Origin of the sequence: Bacteroides sp. AF29-11, from assembly GCF_003602895.1 — a bacterium.
Taxonomy (GTDB): Bacteria; Bacteroidota; Bacteroidia; order Bacteroidales; family Bacteroidaceae; genus Bacteroides; species Bacteroides uniformis.
Map to the genome: position 1 here is coordinate 233,546 of NZ_QTLY01000008.1, position 17,462 is coordinate 251,007.

Annotated in this window: 9 protein-coding genes; 6 read left to right on the forward strand and 3 right to left on the reverse strand. The window is 47.4% G+C overall.

Translation table 11 applies throughout. The features are described from left to right. The first annotated feature begins 41 nt into the window (after positions 1–41). From purL to DWZ03_RS15120, 4 genes are all read left to right on the forward strand, one after another. Positions 42–3,746 carry a phosphoribosylformylglycinamidine synthase gene (purL, locus tag DWZ03_RS15105; protein WP_117922746.1) on the forward strand — a complete coding sequence of 1,235 codons (3,705 nt, stop codon included), beginning with the start codon at positions 42–44 and terminating at the stop codon, positions 3,744–3,746. Positions 3,747–3,919: 173 nt separating this feature from the next. After that, the gene (locus DWZ03_RS15110; RefSeq protein ID WP_117703682.1) at positions 3,920–7,963 is read left to right on the forward strand and encodes a two-component regulator propeller domain-containing protein; all 4,044 of its coding nucleotides are present in this window, start codon (positions 3,920–3,922) and stop codon (positions 7,961–7,963) included. Between the two features lie 17 nt (positions 7,964–7,980). Continuing rightward, on the forward strand, positions 7,981–8,538 hold the full coding sequence (locus tag DWZ03_RS15115) for a chromate transporter (protein WP_119958157.1): 558 nt from the start codon (positions 7,981–7,983) through the stop codon (positions 8,536–8,538). 53 nt (positions 8,539–8,591) lie between these two features. Then, positions 8,592–9,140 carry a chromate transporter gene (locus DWZ03_RS15120; RefSeq protein ID WP_119958152.1) on the forward strand — a complete coding sequence of 183 codons (549 nt, stop codon included), beginning with the start codon at positions 8,592–8,594 and terminating at the stop codon, positions 9,138–9,140. 56 nt (positions 9,141–9,196) lie between these two features. Here the strand turns inward: DWZ03_RS15120 and DWZ03_RS15125 are convergent, their stop codons facing one another. Together DWZ03_RS15125 and DWZ03_RS15130 are read right to left on the reverse strand one after the other, a co-directional pair. Further along, complete coding sequence (locus tag DWZ03_RS15125; RefSeq protein WP_120130355.1) at positions 9,197–10,708, reverse strand: glycoside hydrolase family 10 protein; 1,512 nt, start codon at positions 10,706–10,708, stop codon at positions 9,197–9,199. Positions 10,709–10,748: 40 nt separating this feature from the next. Continuing rightward, positions 10,749–12,698: a sensor histidine kinase gene (locus DWZ03_RS15130; protein ID WP_120130356.1), complete on the reverse strand. Its 1,950-nt coding sequence runs from the start codon at positions 12,696–12,698 to the stop codon at positions 10,749–10,751. Positions 12,699–12,882: 184 nt separating this feature from the next. On the opposite strand from DWZ03_RS15130, the gene uvrA reads away from it, so the two are divergent. Beyond that, on the forward strand, positions 12,883–15,666 hold the full coding sequence (gene uvrA, locus DWZ03_RS15135; protein ID WP_120130357.1) for an excinuclease ABC subunit UvrA: 2,784 nt from the start codon (positions 12,883–12,885) through the stop codon (positions 15,664–15,666). 100 nt (positions 15,667–15,766) lie between these two features. On the opposite strand, the gene DWZ03_RS15140 is transcribed toward uvrA, so the two are convergent. Then, positions 15,767–16,945 (reverse strand): energy transducer TonB, encoded by a 1,179-nt coding sequence (locus DWZ03_RS15140; RefSeq protein ID WP_120130358.1) that lies wholly within the window; start codon positions 16,943–16,945, stop codon positions 15,767–15,769. 192 nt (positions 16,946–17,137) lie between these two features. Here DWZ03_RS15140 and DWZ03_RS15145 point away from each other — a divergent pair, with 192 nt between their 5' ends. Continuing rightward, positions 17,138–17,455, forward strand: a complete 318-nt coding sequence (locus DWZ03_RS15145; protein ID WP_005826303.1) for a type II toxin-antitoxin system RelE/ParE family toxin — start codon at positions 17,138–17,140, stop codon at positions 17,453–17,455. Positions 17,456–17,462 lie beyond the last annotated feature (7 nt).

Sequence of the window (17,462 nt, forward strand, 5' to 3'; positions counted from 1 at the left end):
TCAATCGTAAAATCGTAAATCGTAAAATCGTAAATATAACTATGATTCTTTTTTTCAGAACCCCATCCAAGAGCGTGATTGCCGTAGAATGTAATCATGAACTCCCCCAGGCAGACAGCGACAAACTCTGCTGGCTTTTTGGAGAAGCCACCCCCGAAAGTGAAGACAACCTGAAAGGACATTTCGTCGGCCCGCGCCGTGAGATGATTACTCCTTGGAGTACAAACGCCGTAGAAATCACCCAGAATATGGGGCTGGACGGCATCATACGCATCGAAGAGTACTTCCCCGTAAAAGATGAGAACGCAGACCACGACCCGATGCTGCAACGTATGTACAAGGGGCTGGACCAGAATGTATTTACAACCAACCGGCAGCCGGAACCGATTGTACACATCGAAGACCTGGAGGCATACAATGAAAAGGAAGGTCTGGCACTTTCCAAAGAGGAAATGGATTACCTCAAGAAGGTAGAGAAAGACCTCGGGCGCCCTCTGACAGACTCCGAAGTATTCGGCTTCGCGCAAATCAACTCCGAGCACTGCCGTCACAAAATCTTCGGCGGAACATTCATCATCGATGGAGTGGAACAGGAATCTTCACTCTTCCAAATGATAAAGAAGACCACACAAGAGAATCCCAACAAGATTATCTCTGCCTACAAAGACAATGTGGCCTTTGCCGAAGGTCCGGTTATCGAACAGTTTGCTCCGGCAGACCACTCCAAGCCCGACTATTTCCAAGTAAAAGACATCAAGAGTGTCATCTCCCTAAAAGCGGAAACACATAACTTTCCCACAACAGTAGAACCGTTCAATGGTGCGTCTACCGGTACGGGCGGTGAGATTCGCGACCGTATGGGCGGCGGTAAGGGCTCTTGGCCGATTGCCGGAACAGCCGTTTACATGACCTCCTACCCCCGTACGGAAGAAGGACGTCCCTGGGAAGAGATTCTGCCGGTACGCAAATGGCTGTATCAAACTCCCGAACAAATACTAATCAAAGCCTCCAATGGTGCCAGTGATTTCGGGAACAAATTCGGCCAACCGCTAATCTGCGGTTCCGTGCTCACTTTCGAACATAAGGAAAAAGATGAAGTCTATGGTTACGACAAAGTGATTATGCTTGCCGGAGGCGTAGGCTACGGTACCCAGCGTGACTGTTTGAAAGGTACACCGGAAGCCGGCAACAAAGTGGTTGTCATCGGTGGAGACAATTATCGCATCGGTTTGGGCGGCGGCTCCGTATCTTCCGTAGATACCGGACGCTACAGCAGTGGCATCGAGCTGAATGCTGTACAACGCGCCAACGCCGAAATGCAGAAACGCGCCTACAACGTGGTACGCGCACTTTGTGAGGAAGAGACCAATCCGGTGGTTTCCATCCACGACCACGGCTCTGCCGGACATGTAAACTGTCTGTCCGAATTGGTAGAGGAATGCGGCGGTTTAATTGACATGAGCAAGTTGCCCATCGGTGACACGACTCTGTCTGCCAAGGAAATCATTGCCAACGAAAGCCAGGAACGCATGGGCTTGCTGATTCAGGAAGAGGCCATCGAACATGTACGCAAGGTAGCCGAACGTGAGCGTGCCCCGATGTACGTAGTCGGTGAAACGACCGGCGACCATCGCTTTGCCTTCCAGCAAGCTGACGGTGTACGTCCGTTCGACCTCGCCGTAGAACAGATGTTCGGCTCTTCCCCCAAGACCTATATGGTGGACAAGACCGTGGAACGTCACTACGAAATGCCCCAATACGAAGTTTCCCAACTACACGAATACCTCACCAATGTGCTCCAACTGGAAGCTGTGGCTTGTAAAGACTGGTTAACAAACAAGGTGGACCGTTCTGTAACAGGCAAGATTGCCCGCCAACAGTGCCAGGGTGAATTGCAGTTGCCTCTGAGCGATTGTGGTGTGGTAGCTTTAGACTATCGCGGCGAAAAGGGTATCGCAACCTCTCTGGGCCATGCTCCCCAGGCGGCACTTGCCGACCCGGCAGCCGGCTCCGTTCTTTCCGTCAGCGAAGCATTGACCAACTTGGTTTGGGCACCGCTTGCCGAAGGTCTGGACAGCGTTTCCCTTTCTGCCAACTGGATGTGGCCTTGCCGTTCGCAAGAAGGTGAAGATGCCCGTCTGTACACGGCAGTAAAGGCCTTGAGTGACTTCTGCTGTTCCCTGCAAATCAATGTACCGACCGGTAAAGACTCTCTTTCCATGACACAGAAATACCCCGACGGCAGCAAAGTAATTTCTCCGGGCACGGTAATTGTTTCTGCCGGTGGAGAAGTTTCCGACGTCAAGAAAGTCGTATCTCCGGTGCTGGTTAACAATGAAAAGACTACCATTTATCATATAGACTTCAGTTTCGACAACCTGAAACTCGGCGGTTCCGCCTTTGCTCAGACCCTGGGCAAGGTAGGTGACGAAGTTCCCAGCGTGCAGGATGCCGAATACTTCCGCGATGCTTTCCTTGCCGTGCAGGAACTGGTCAACAAGGGACTGATTCTTGCCGGACATGATATTTCCGCCGGTGGTCTTATCACTACACTGCTTGAAATGTGCTTTGCCAATGTGGAAGGCGGTATGGAAATCAACCTGGATAAAATCAAGGAGCAAGACCTTATCAAGATTCTGTTTGCAGAGAACCCGGGTATCGTTATCCAGGTGAGCGACAAGCACAAGGAAGCTGTAAAGCAAATACTGGAAGATGCAGGCGTAGGTTACGTGAAGCTCGGCAAACCGACAGACGAACGCCATATTCTTGTATCAAAAGGCGATGTTACTTATCAGTTTGGCATCGACTATATGCGTGATGTATGGTACTCTACTTCTTATCTCCTTGACCGTAAGCAGTCCATGAACGGCTGCGCCAAGAAGCGTTTCGAAAACTACAAGATGCAACCGGTGGAATTCGCCTTCATGCCGGACTTCAAAGGCAAGTTCTCACAATACGGCATTAATCCGGACCGCCGTACACCGTCAGGTATACGCGCCGCCATCATCCGTGAAAAAGGAACCAACGGCGAACGCGAAATGGCCTACTCACTCTATCTGGCAGGCTTCGATGTGAAGGATGTTACCATGACCGACCTTATCAGCGGCCGCGAGACGCTGGAAGATGTAAACATGATTGTTTACTGCGGTGGTTTCTCCAACTCCGACGTTCTTGGTTCTGCCAAGGGTTGGGCCGGTGCTTTCCTGTTCAATCCGAAAGCGAAAGAGGCGCTCGACAAATATTATGCACGCGAGGATACGCTTTCACTAGGTGTCTGCAACGGCTGCCAGCTCATGATGGAACTTAATCTTATCAATCCCGAGCACAAGAAAAACGGCAAGATGCTTCATAACGACTCACACAAGTTTGAATCCAGATTCCTCGGTGTTACTGTCCCCACCAACCGCAGCGTAATGCTCGGCTCACTGAGTGGAAGCAAACTGGGTATCTGGGTAGCTCACGGTGAAGGAAAATTCTCCTTGCCATACGACGAGGACAAATACAACGTCGTGCTGAAATACTCATACGACGAATACCCTTCCAACCCCAACGGCTCAGATTATTCCATAGCCGGATTGGCAAGTGCCGACGGACGTCATCTGGCCATGATGCCCCACTTGGAACGTGCCATCTTCCCCTGGCAGAACGGTTGCTACCCCGCAGACCGCGTAAACAGCGACCAAATCACTCCTTGGGTAGAAGCATTTGTCAATGCACGCAAGTGGGTGGAAGCCAATAAAAAATGAACTGAACTTCCTTTTTTATAGAAATGTAACAAGCGCGGGTTATGAATAATCCCGCGCTTGTTACATTTCTATTCTTCGCTTTCTTTTTTTGCTTTTCTCAAACAAAAGCATTATTTTTGTGTTTATTTTCAACTCTCCCTCAGTACAACATTCAAAAAAACCGCTCGACAATTATGAAAAAGTACTTCTTTTTCTGCATACTACTATTATTGCCAATTATAGGCATTGCACAAACATACAAATACATCGGTGTGGAAGACGGTTTGAGCAACAGACGGGTATATGCTATTCAAAAGGGACCCAAAGGTTACATGTGGTTTCTTACCCACGACGGCATCGACCGATACAACGGAAAAGAATTCAAGCCGTACAAACTGATGGATGGAGATGAGGAAGTGAATTCCATGATGAACCTGAACTGGCTCTATGTGGATTCCAAAGGAACCATATGGGAAATTGGCAAGAAAGGACGCGTGTTCCGCTATGATACAAAACACGACCGTTTTGTCCTGGTATACAAGCTACCCGAAAGCGAAGTGAAAGGACGTCCAACCCCTATCAGTTACGGTTTTGTGGATGCCAACAGCGTAATATGGCTTTGCAATGAAGATGCCCTATATCTGTACGACAGCAATACCCAGAAGGTGACATTCATTCAAAACGAAATAGGAGAACGAATTACTGATATCGCACAGATTGATTCGACCCACTTCTTCATCGGGACCGACATCGGCATACATTATGCTGAGCTGGCCAACAACACCCTCACCCTCAGTCCCTGCAACCAATTGGACACCTTGAAGATACAAATCAACGAACTATACTATCATAAACCGTCTCACAAGGTTTTTATCGGTACTTTCCAACGGGGAATATTTACCTATGACCTGAATGAGCACAAAGTCATGCATATCCCATCCGGACTGATGGACGTTAGTATTAACTGTATCCGTGCCTACAATAACAATGAAATCCTCATAGCTACAGACGGGGCCGGTGTCTACAAAATGAATACCGATACCTATGAATCTATACCATACATTGTTGCTGACTATAACCGGTACAACTCAATGAACGGAAATACCATCAATGATATCTACATTGACAGTGAACAACGCATCTGGATGGCTAATTATCCCATTGGTATAACTGTACGCAACAACCGATATGCCGATTATCAATGGATAAAACACTCTATCGGCAATAAACAGTCACTCATCAATGACCAGGTAAATGCCATCATTGAAGACCATGACGGCGATTTATGGTTTGCCACCAATAACGGCATCAGCCTTTATTATAGCAAGACGAAACAATGGCATTCTTTTCTCAGCAGTTTCGACACCGCAAGCCATAGTAAAAACCATATCTTCATCTCATTGTGCGAAGTGGAGCCCGGCATCATCTGGGCCGGAGGATATAGTTCCGGCATCTACCAGATCAACAAGAAACTACTGTCCACAGAGTTCTTTACTCCGTCTTTATTCAGTAATCTGAATATCCGGCCGGACAAGTATATCCGTTCCATTATGAAAGATTCTTCAGGAAACATCTGGTCCGGAGGGTATTATAACTTAAAAGAAATAGATTATTCCAGAAAAAATATACGCCATTTCCCGGGCTTGAATGGTATCACTGCCATCATAGAGAAAGACTCCACACATATGTGGATAGGCACTTCCACCGGCTTGTACCTGTTGGAAAAAGCAACCGGTAAGTATACCTATATCCAGATGCCGGTAGAATCCTACTACATCTACTCCCTATGCCAAGCTTCCGACGGAATGCTGTATATCGGTACCAACAATGCCGGTTTACTGGTATATGATACGACCAAAAACACATTCAGACATTATCATAGAGACAACTGCGCCTTGATTTCCAATAATATCTATACACTATTGTCTGATGGTAAAGGAAATATCTTTCTGAGTACAGAACACGGTCTGTCCACCTTCTATCCTGTCGAAGAGACATTCCATAACTGGACCAAAGAACAAGGACTGAAGTCTGACCATTTCAACGCAGCCTCAGGCACCTTGAGGAAAAACGGCAATTTCATTTTCGGCAGTACGGATGGAGCCATAGAATTCAACAAAGACATGATCCTGCCTCGCGACTATAAGTTCAAAATGGTATTCAGTGACCTGCGGGTATTCTATCAGACCGTTTATCCCAAGGATGAAGGTTCTCCACTTATTCTGGATATTGACGAGACAAAAACCTTGCGTTTGAAGTACAACCAGAACATCTTCTCATTGCAGGTCTCAGACATCAACTATGACTATCCTTCCCTAATTCTGTACTCCTGGAAACTGGAAGGCTTCTATGAGGGTTGGAGCCGTCCGGGAGAGGAAAACGTCATCCGTTTTACCAACCTGAGTCCGGGCAACTATACCCTCCGCGTACGTGCCATCTCCAACGAAGACCGTCGTATTGTCCTGGAGGAACGCAGTATGGACATCATTATCGAGCAACCCCTCTGGCTCAGTTTCTGGGCGCTGATACTCTATGCAGTGATTATCATATCCATTGCAAGCATCACTCTACGAATAATAGTCTTGAGAAAACAGCGGAAAGAATCCGATGAGAAAATACGCTTCTTCGTCAATACGGCGCATGATATACGTACTCCACTGACGCTCATCAAAGCACCCTTGGAAGAAATCACCGAACGCGAGCAACTGACTTCCAGCGGACAGAGCAACATCAATACAGCCCTGCGAAACGTAAATGCCTTGTTGCGCCTGACCACCAACCTTATTAATTTCGAACGCGCAGACACCTATTCCGGAAGTCTATACGTATCCGAATACGAACTGAGCACATATATGGAAGAGACGATCGATGCTTTCCGTTCATACGCAAACATAAAACACATCAACCTAACCTACGAAAGCAGCTTCCGTTATCTGAACGTATGGTTAGATAAGGACAAGATGGATTCCATTTTGAAAAATATCATATCCAACGCACTGAAATATACACCGGACGGCGGCAATGTACATGTCTTTACTTCCGAGACAGAAGATACCTGGAGTATTGAGGTGAAAGATACCGGTATCGGAATTCCGGCTTCAGAACAGAAAAAGCTGTTCAAGATGCATTTCCGTGGCAGTAATGCTATCAATTCCAAAGTTACCGGCAGCGGCATCGGACTACTTCTGGTAGGGAAACTTGTACGCTTACATAAAGGAAAGCTCAACTTCAGCAGCATGGAAGGGAAAGGCTCTTGCATCAAAATCACGTTCCCCAAAGGGAACAAGCATTTCCGCAAAGCAATCCAACGCCCTCAACCCAAAAACGAACGGATTGTTTATTCGGCTTCCGGAGTGCCTATCAATGCCTCTACTACATCATCCCCTGCTTCCAGTGGAATCTACGACAAGACGCAGCAACAGTCACAAAACAACAGTAACCACCAGAAAATTCTTATTGTAGAGGACAATGACGAATTAAGGGAATATCTGCGCAGAACATTGTCTGAACAATACAACATACAAGTATGCTCCAATGGAAAAGAAGCACTGACCATTGTCAAGGAGTATATGCCCAACCTCGTCATTTCAGACATCATGATGCCGGAAATGAGAGGAGACGAATTGTGTCATATCCTGAAGAACGACATCGAGACATCACATATCCCCATCATCCTGCTCACAGCACTGAATACCGACAAGAATATCATCGAGGGACTGCAAAGCGGAGCGGATGAATATATTGTGAAACCCTTCAATATCGGTATATTGCGGGCAAACATTGCCAACCTGCTGACTAACCGGGCACTGTTGCGCCACAAATATGCCAGCCTGGACCTGAACGACGAGAAGAACAATACGGATTGCATCAACTGCTCCAACGACTTGGACTGGAAATTCATTGCAACCGTCAAAAAGAGCGTCGAAGACAATATGGACAACCCAAGTTTCAACGTCGACGTGCTCTGCAACCTGCTGAATATGAGTAGGACCAGCTTCTACAATAAGATAAAGGCACTGACCGACCAAGCTCCGGCTGACTACATCCGGCTGATTCGACTGAAACATGCTGCCCAACTTCTGAAAGAACAAAAGCATACCATCACCGAGATTTCAGAGCTGACCGGTTTCAGTGATGCGAAATATTTCCGTGAAGTATTCAAGAAACATTTCAATATGAGCCCAAGCCAGTATGCCAAGAGAGGGAAGGAAGGGAAAGATGATAAAGAAATAAAGTAAATTACAACATTTTGAATATGAATATATATCTTGAAGCATTCTCCATTTTCTTTAAGATAGGAGCCTTTACCATCGGCGGCGGTTATGCTATGGTACCGCTGATAGAAAACGAAATCGTAACCAAACGAAACTGGATAGCCAAAGAAGATTTCATTGACCTGCTTGCTATATCACAGTCCGCTCCGGGCATCCTTGCCGTCAATATATCCATTTTTATAGGGTATCGGCTACGGGGAATACGAGGGAGCATAATCACTGCATTGGGAACCATACTTCCTTCGTTTCTCATCATCCTCGCCATAGCGTTGTTCTTTCACAACTTCAAGGACAACACCATCGTGGAACGTATATTCAAAGGTATTCGCCCGGCAGTGGTTGCATTGATTGCCGCCCCTACATTCAGCATGGCAAAATCGGCCCGGATAAACCGATACAACATATGGATACCGGTGGTTTCAGCACTGCTCATCTGGCTGTTGGGCTTCTCTCCCATCTGGATTATCATTGCTGCAGGAGTGGGAGGATACTTCTTCGGACGTTTTCAACATTCCAGAAATGAAGAATCAAAGAATTAAAATTAAAGATGCAGGACAAGCACACTAACCACTAACCATTAATCACTCTGATTATGATTTTCTTACAGTTATTCTATACATTCTTTAAAATCGGCCTTTTCGGCTTTGGCGGCGGATATGCCATGCTGTCCATGATACAAGGCGAAGTAGTCACCCGTTATGGCTGGCTTTCCCCTCAAGAGTTTACTGATATCGTGGCAATCAGCCAGATGACACCCGGTCCGATAGGTATCAATTCGGCAACCTATGTAGGTTTTACTGCCACTGGTAGTGTATGGGGATCTATTGTCGCCACTTTTGCCGTAGTGCTCCCCTCTTTCCTACTGATGCTGACCATCAGCAAGTTCTTTTTGAAATATCAGAAACATCCTTCGGTAGAAGCGGTATTCAGTGGGCTTCGCCCGGCAGTGGTCGGTCTGCTGGCCTCAGCCGCGCTGGTATTGATGAATTCGGAAAACTTCAGTTCTCCCAAAGAAGACATATATTCCTTCGTCATCAGCTGCCTCATCTTCCTCGTGGCATTTATAGGTACAAAGAAATATAAACTGAACCCGATAGGAATGATTGTAGCCTGTGGAATAGCAGGGTTGATACTTTATTAGGGAGGGAAATTAAGGATTAGGGATTAATGATTAATCCCTAATCCTTAATTTCCTTTTTAAAGTTTAATCTTCTTTCCAACGGATTTCGATTCATTATGCAGACGGTCCAAGGCTGTCACCACATAACGGTACTTTGTCTTTCCGTCTTCACAAGGAAGTTTATAGAAATTATCGCGCGTGATGGCTACAATATGGGAAGGATTGTCTATATTCACTTTCTCTTTGGCATCAAAACGATAGACTACATACTGGACAGCACGATTCATCTCCTCTTTGTACTTGGGTGCTGTCCAGAAAAGAATATATCCGTCTTCCGTCCATACCGGTTTCATCTTACGCACCTTTCCTGGAGCTTCGTTATCCATAAAATCGAAAACGGGAGGCAATGCCGGATATTTATGATATTCGGCAATCAAGGCATCACGATACTTGCCCGCATTCTCAATCACCGCACTGGCGGGCCACTGGCAACTGCCGCCGATGGTTTGATAAGCCCGCTGCAAAGCCATCTTACGGGGAAGCTGATTGATTGACGGATTCTTTGGGTCGGCATTCTGCACAGTGTTCATTACGGACTGACCGATAAACAAAGGACGGTTTTCCGTATTCTTGGCCCACCATTTCACCAGTGTCTCATAGTCGGCAACCGGATGTCCTATATGCCAATAAATCTGCGGAATATTATAGTCTATCCAACCTTCACGGGCCCACAGCAGTACATCCGCATAAAGGTCATCGTAGTTTTGCAACCCTTTGGTCTTACTGCCAAGCGGGTCACTGCTTTCATTCCGGTAAATGCCAAACGGAGAAACCCCGAACTTCACCCACGGCTTGATTTCACGAATTGTTTCATGCAGTTTCTTAATCAGCACATTCACGTTGCTCCGGCGCCAGTCTCCTTTATTGCTGAAACCTCCACCAAAACGTGCAAAACTTGCATCGTCAGGGAAATCCTTTCCCTTAATGGGATAAGGATAAAAGTAATCGTCCATATGAATGGCATCCACATCATAGCGGGAAACGATGTCGCTCACCACCATGCAGATGTGCCGGCGGCTCTCAGGCAGTGCCGGGTCAAAATACAACTGGTCGCCATAAGTGACAAACCATTCCGGATGGATATTGTACACATGATTGGGAGCCAACTCACTCTTCAAGGTCGTCTTCGTGCGATACGGATTAATCCATGCATGAAACTCCATACCACGCTTATGGCATTCATCAATCATAAACTGCATAGGGTCCCAATAGGGTTCGGGCGCTTTACCCTGCACTCCGGTAAGGAAACGACTCCACGGTTCCAGTCTGGAAGCATACAGAGCATCCGCTTCGGGACGTACCTGGAAAATTATGGCATTGATTCCTGCCTTCTGCAAGGAATTCAACTGCCCAATCAGATTCTGCTTCAGCTTTTCGGTCGGCATTCCACGGAACTGTCCGTTTACTGACTGTATCCATGCTGCACGAAATTCACGTTTAGGATAGGCAGACCCGGTCTGCACTTGCGCAAATACTCCTCCCGCCATTAGCAGCAAGAAGAATACACATAAAAGGGATTTTACTCTCATTCTCTAATTACAGCTTTTTAATACTTAAAATAGTTTATAATTAAGGTTTGTCCTTCATCGGCCATTCCACAATAAAGCGGCATCCTCCGCAATAGGTGTCATCCAGATAAATCCGGCCTCCCACCAACTCCATTATCTCATTGGCTATGGCAAGCCCCAATCCGGACCCTTTGGTAAACGTGTCCACTTTATAAAAACGTTCGAAAATACGGTCCGATTCGTCCGGCCTGATGCCTATACCGGTATCCTCTATCACGAAGCGCAATACATGTCGGGACTTATCTTCCTCGCAGGAAACGCGTATATGACCTTCTTCCGTAAACTTCACCGCATTATCCAACAAAGACACCAGCACCATTTTCAGCCATTGCCGGGCTGCATAAAAGGCCATAATGCCGGAAGCAGGCACATATTCCAGTTCAACTCCCGGCTTCAGTTCCGGACGGAAGCCCTCAATACATTCCTTGCAACACGCATCCACTTCTATCTCCTCCCGCGGCATCTCCCACACTCGCGAATCCATATCCGCAATATTGAGTATGTTCTCCATCAGACTCAACAGATATGTATTGTTGCCCTCCACTTGTTCAACATACTCGCGTTTCTCCACATCATCCAGTTTCTCTTGAGCCAGCAAGGTAGAAAAGCCGACGATGGAATTCAACGGAGTACGGATTTCATGGGTGATATGCTGTATAAAGGAACTTTTGACCTGGCTCATTTTTTCCACCGCCCTGCGTGCAGCTTCCAACTTGCGGTTCATGGAGAGGGTGCGGATATACAGATAAGTAATGAGCAGCAAAAGCAACAATACCAGTCCGCCAACGGCCAAGGCTATCATCAGTCGTTCCTTGTTCAATCTGGCACTCAGCTCCAGCTTCTCCATCTTCAACCGGTCCACCTCAAACTGTGCCGTATATTTGCTTAGCTTGTCATCCATTTCTGCCGTACGCACGGAGTCACTCACGGCGGCATATCTGGCATAACTGCGGCAAGCCGCACGATAATCGCCCAACTGTTCCTGCAGTTCTCCTTTCATATAATGGTTATAAGGATAGCAAAGCCCCAGTGAATGCTGATAATCCATGAGTGAATCCACGTAAGCAATGTTACCTTTCAAATCACCGAGGATACGGCAACACATTATCTTATAGCCAAACCATGCTTCGGGCGTCGAGCTCTCCGGATGTTGACGGTAAAAGCGGTCGGTCTCCTCAATATAAGGCTCAGCAGCCTTTCTACCTTCATTGGCCAATAAGCCTATAACCCTGAATTCACAGAAACGCAGGTGCAGGGAAGGGTCTATGCTGACTTGTTTACGGTTCAGTTTGTCCTCCAGTTGCGACAATTTACTCAGATACTCGCCGGCTTCCGCATACTCACTGCGTGAAAGATAAGTCTGGATAATATTAAGCAACACCACGTATGCGTCACGATAATAGCTGCCCTCCTCGAAAAGTTTCAGTGCATTGTTGTAATTCTCTATACACAGTTTTACGTTGTTTCCAAAGACCCGATGGTTATACCCGATGCACATTTCGCCACATGCCAATCCGTATTTGTCCCGGGCTTGCTCGGCATCCTGATGGAGCCTGACGGTTTCAGCCATCGCCTCCTCCTGCATACCTTTCTCCGTCATGCGCTGAATGTACTGCCGCCACGCCATATACCGGTCTCGTGTCCGTTGGTATTTCCGGCACCAGTCCATATATTCATAGGTTGCGGCTTTCAAGTGGTCAATGTCCCCCAACTGATAATAATGAGAAATCAAGTTGTTATGGGCATCACTAATCTGTACCATATCGTTCAGTTCGCGGGCAAGTTTTATCCACCGGGCATTGATGGAAGGCAGTCGGTCTTGTCCCAACACTTTCTGCGCACTATCTGCCAGAGCTTTCATCTCTCCATAAGGGTCTTCGGCATGCAGGATTGAGGGGCATAAACCTAACACCAGCACAACAAGAAGCCATTTTATATTACGCTTTACCATGTTCGGACATTAAAAGGAGTCGGACGCGAATTTAACGCTTTTATTTAATGTAAATTAGCAGTCATCCTAAAGTATAACAAATCTTAACCTTACCTATCTGATGCGATTTTTCCAGCAGGTTCGTTTTATTCTACCCCGGTTTGCATTATCTTTGCAAATCCTAAATCACATAAGTGACTTTTATATGGCAGAAAATACATCGATTATCATAAAGGGAGCCCGTGTCAATAACCTCAAGAATATTGACGTAGAGATTCCCCGTAACAAACTCGTAGTCATCACCGGACTGTCCGGTTCCGGAAAATCCTCACTTGCTTTCGATACATTATATGCCGAGGGGCAGCGCCGCTACGTGGAGAGCTTGAGCAGTTATGCCCGCCAGTTTCTGGGACGTATGAGCAAGCCTGAATGCGATTTCATCAAAGGGATTCCACCTGCCATTGCCATTGAGCAGAAAGTAAGCAGCCGTAACCCACGGTCCACCGTAGGTACCTCCACCGAAATATACGAATATCTGCGGTTGCTCTATGCACGCGTGGGGAAAACCTTCAGCCCGGTCAGCGGACAGGAAGTGAAGAAACACTCGGCAGAAGACATCGTGAAATGCATGCTGGAGCATCCGGAAGGGACCAGGTATACCGTGCTCGCTCCGATATTACTGCGCGAAGACCGCACGCTGCAACAACAACTGGAGATAGACATGAAGCAAGGTTTCACCCGTCTGGAAGTGAACGGTGAAATGATGCGCATCGACGAATACAAGCCAAAAACCGGAGACACCGTTTTTCTGTTGATTGACCGTATGACAGCCTCTTCAGAAAAAGATTCCGTCAGCCGCCTCACCGACTCGGCCGAAACAGCCATGTACGAAGGAGACGGCGCCTGCCTGCTGCGTTTCTACCAGCCCGACGGGAGTACCTGCCTCTATCGTTTCAGTACCAAGTTCGAGGCAGACGGCATCACCTTCGAAGAACCGAACGACCAGATGTTCTCCTTCAACTCTCCCATCGGCGCATGCCCCGTATGCGAGGGATTCGGACGGGTCATCGGCATCGACGAGCATCTCGTGATACCCGACCGTTCCTTGTCCGTCTATGACGGAGCCGTCGTATGCTGGCGGGGCGAAAAGATGGGCGAATGGAGGGATATGGTGATACACGGAGCCGAGAAAGCCGGCTTCCCCATCTTCACTCCCTATTATGAACTGACCGACGAGCAACGCCGGATGCTGTGGGAAGGGACACCTTACTTTGAGGGCATCAACGCCTTCTTCAAGATGGTGCAAGAAAACCAGTACAAGATACAATACCGTGTGATGCTGGCACGCTACCGCGGAAAGACGCTCTGCCCCAAATGCCACGGTACCCGCCTGAAACCCGAAGCAAACTACGTACGCGTGGGAGGATGCAACATCTCCGAACTGGTAGATTTGCCCATCACTGAGTTGAAGCTCTTCTTCGACAACCTGCAGCTGGACCCGCATGACGCCGACATAGCCCGCCGCATCCTGACAGAAATCAACAGCCGCATCCAATTCCTATTGGATGTCGGTTTGGGATACCTCACGCTGAACCGCCTCAGCAACTCGCTCTCCGGCGGTGAAAGCCAGCGAATCAACCTTGCCACTTCATTGGGCAGCAGCCTGGTGGGCAGTCTGTATATTCTTGACGAACCGAGCATCGGCCTGCATAGCCGCGATACGGACAAACTGATACACGTGCTCCGCCAGCTGCAACAGTTGGGCAATACGGTAGTGGTAGTGGAACACGACGAAGAGATTATCCGCGCTGCCGACTATATCATCGACATCGGTCCCCGGGCAGGCCGCCTGGGAGGGGAGGTCGTCTACCAAGGAGATATGAAAGACCTTCAGAAAGACAGTGACAGCTATACCGTGCGCTATCTGCTGGGCGAAGAAACCATCCCCCTGCCGGAACACCGCCGCCCGTGGAACAACTACATAGAAATAAAAGGCGCGCGCGAAAACAACCTGAAGGGTGTAGAGGCACGGTTCCCGCTGAATGTAATGACCGTAGTCACCGGTGTCAGCGGTTCGGGCAAGAGTACGCTGGTACGCGACATCTTCTACCGCGCCTTGAAACGGGAGTTGGACGAATGCAACGAACGTCCGGGCGAGTTCACTTCCATTGGAGGAGACTTGCAGAACCTGCGCAATGTAGAGTTTGTTGACCAGAATCCTATCGGGAAGTCATCGAGAAGTAACCCCGTGACCTACATCAAGGCCTACGATGAAATCCGTAAACTATGGGCAGACCAACCGCTTGCCAAGCAGATGGGATACAGTGCCGGATACTTCAGCTTCAACAGCGAAGGCGGCCGTTGCGAGGAATGCAAGGGTGAAGGCACCATCACGGTGGAGATGCAATTCATGGCAGACCTTGTACTGGAATGCGAATCCTGCCACGGCAAACGCTTCAAGGCGGACACGCTGGAAGTGAAGTTCCACGACATGAATATCTACGACGTATTGGAGATGACCGTAAACCAAGCCATCGAATTCTTTACGCAACACGGACAGAAAAAGATTGTGAAGAAGCTGCAACCCTTGCAGGATGTAGGTTTGGGATATATCAAACTGGGGCAAGCCTCCTCCACCCTCTCCGGTGGAGAGAACCAGCGCGTGAAACTCGCCTTCTACCTCAGCCAGGAGAAAGCAGACCCGACCATGTTCATCTTCGATGAACCGACCACCGGACTACACTTCCATGACATCAAGAAACTGCTCGAAGCCTTCGATGCCCTAATACGCCGCGGGCACAGCATTGTCATCATCGAACATAATCTGGATGTGGTGAAGTGTGCGGACCATGTGATAGACCTGGGGCCCGAAGGAGGGGACAAAGGAGGAAACATCGTAGCTACCGGTACACCGGAGGAAGTGGCGAAGTGTGCGGCAAGTTATACGGGACAATTCTTGCAAGAGAAATTACACCCCTCGCTTCCTTAAATAGAACACAGAGGCACGGAGACACAGAGATATTAAATTCAAGGAAAAAGAATAAAACTCTATGCCTCCGTGTCTTTGTGCTTAATCTTACCGGGTGCTACTACTCCAATTTAAAAGTAACCGGAAAAGTAAATTCCACCTTCACGGCTTTACCCTGCTGCATCCCCGGTTTCCATTGTGGCATCAATTCTACAATCCGTAATGCTTCCTCATCCAGGGCAGGATACCTGCTGCGCATAATAACGGGGTCCGTCACACGACCATTCTCGTCAATCACCACGCTGACAGCAACTCTTCCTTGAATGCCATTCTTACGGACTTCTTCCGGATAACGGATATTCTTTTGAATAAAATCCATTAAGGCTTTCATACCTCCCGGAAACTCGGGCATCACTTCCACTACTTTATAGACAGGTTCTTCCATTGGCTCTTCCGTTATCAATTGTGGGCTCCCGCCCTTCCCTGCATCCGAAACATAAGGGGGAAGAGATGTCTTTTCCGCCGTTCTCCATTCTTCCTCATTGTCCGTCAGTCTGAACTCAGCCATCATCAAGACAGGTTTCCTCCTGATGGTTATCTCATAAAAGTAACGGTAGCGTCCCGGCTTGTTGGGATGCACATCCGGATAAAGGGAGGCTTTCATAACCCTTTCCTCCCCATCCCGCAGCACATAGGCGATGTCCCAAAAGGCAGCGTTTATCGGCAATTCCCGCCAGGTACCTTTTTCGTCTTCGAACGTCAGGTAGTAATGCTCGCCGCAGGTCAAATCTCCGCCGCTGTGATTGCTGAGGATGAATGTCGCATGGAGAGCTTTCGTTGAAAAGACCGGATATTCGGGACGGATATGGATGCCACGAATATGATTCCTGCCTACTCTCTCGTTGATGACGGGGACTTCTACACCATGAAAACAGAAAACGGGGGAGTCCATTATCTTCTCCCGGAACTCTTTCTGCCGCTCGGGAGTATTCACCATCAAATCTATATCGATGCAATGCAACCCCACCCCATATCCGGTCACATTCCTCTGAATGTGTGTATATGGTGTATTATTCAATCTTTTTCTCAGTTCTTCGTGAATGGCAAGCAATTGTCTTTGCAAGTAGTCACCATCATCCGCAATCCCTATCTTGAGGCTATCGCTCACTGTTTTTTTTCCCACCCCTTGGTCTATCCTTACTGTATCTATGGAATCTTCAGACATTTCCATGCGTTCCGTCTTATTCATTCGGCAAGATGACAAGCAGCAAAGCAATAAGGTAATACAAACTCTATTCATGGCATTTTGCTTTTAGGATTCATACTTCGAGTATAAATATAAGGATTTTTGCTATAATGTTCAAAACCAGCCTCTACTTTCATTAACATATAAAAAGTTTCACGTTATCCAGGCAACCAACAAATATCCACTTTTATAGTGGAATATTGGAGATATACATTACCTTTGCACAATGAAAACAATCTAAAAACAATGGAAATACACTTTGATAAGGAATACTTGCAACAACTATATGAGGAAGGAAAAACAAAGGATAAGAAATATCGCTTTCAGCCTCAAATGGTGAAACGATATCAGTTGCGCATAAAGACCTTGGAATACGTTCAAAATATCGAAGAGCTTTACGCCATTCGGTCGTTTCATTACGAAGTATTGAAAGGAGATAAAGCAGGTATTTCTTCCATTAGAGTAAATGACCAATACCGCATAGAATTCACAGTAAAGCAGAGTACATCTGAAACCGTAGTGACAATATGTAATATCCTGGAATTATCGAACCACTATAAATGATTATGAA

Excerpts from the sequence above, each read along its gene's own strand:
- DWZ03_RS15130 (WP_120130356.1), bottom strand. The coding sequence starts at position 12,698 with ATGGTAAAGCGTAATATAAAATGGCTTCTTGTTGTGCTGGTGTTAGGT.
- purL (WP_117922746.1), top strand. The coding sequence starts at position 42 with ATGATTCTTTTTTTCAGAACCCCATCCAAGAGCGTGATTGCCGTAGAA.
- uvrA (WP_120130357.1), top strand. The coding sequence starts at position 12,883 with ATGGCAGAAAATACATCGATTATCATAAAGGGAGCCCGTGTCAATAAC.
- DWZ03_RS15145 (WP_005826303.1), top strand. The coding sequence starts at position 17,138 with ATGGAAATACACTTTGATAAGGAATACTTGCAACAACTATATGAGGAA.
- DWZ03_RS15110 (WP_117703682.1), top strand. The coding sequence starts at position 3,920 with ATGAAAAAGTACTTCTTTTTCTGCATACTACTATTATTGCCAATTATA.
- DWZ03_RS15140 (WP_120130358.1), bottom strand. The coding sequence starts at position 16,945 with ATGAATAGAGTTTGTATTACCTTATTGCTTTGCTGCTTGTCATCTTGC.
- DWZ03_RS15125 (WP_120130355.1), bottom strand. The coding sequence starts at position 10,708 with ATGAGAGTAAAATCCCTTTTATGTGTATTCTTCTTGCTGCTAATGGCG.
- DWZ03_RS15120 (WP_119958152.1), top strand. The coding sequence starts at position 8,592 with ATGATTTTCTTACAGTTATTCTATACATTCTTTAAAATCGGCCTTTTC.
- DWZ03_RS15115 (WP_119958157.1), top strand. The coding sequence starts at position 7,981 with ATGAATATATATCTTGAAGCATTCTCCATTTTCTTTAAGATAGGAGCC.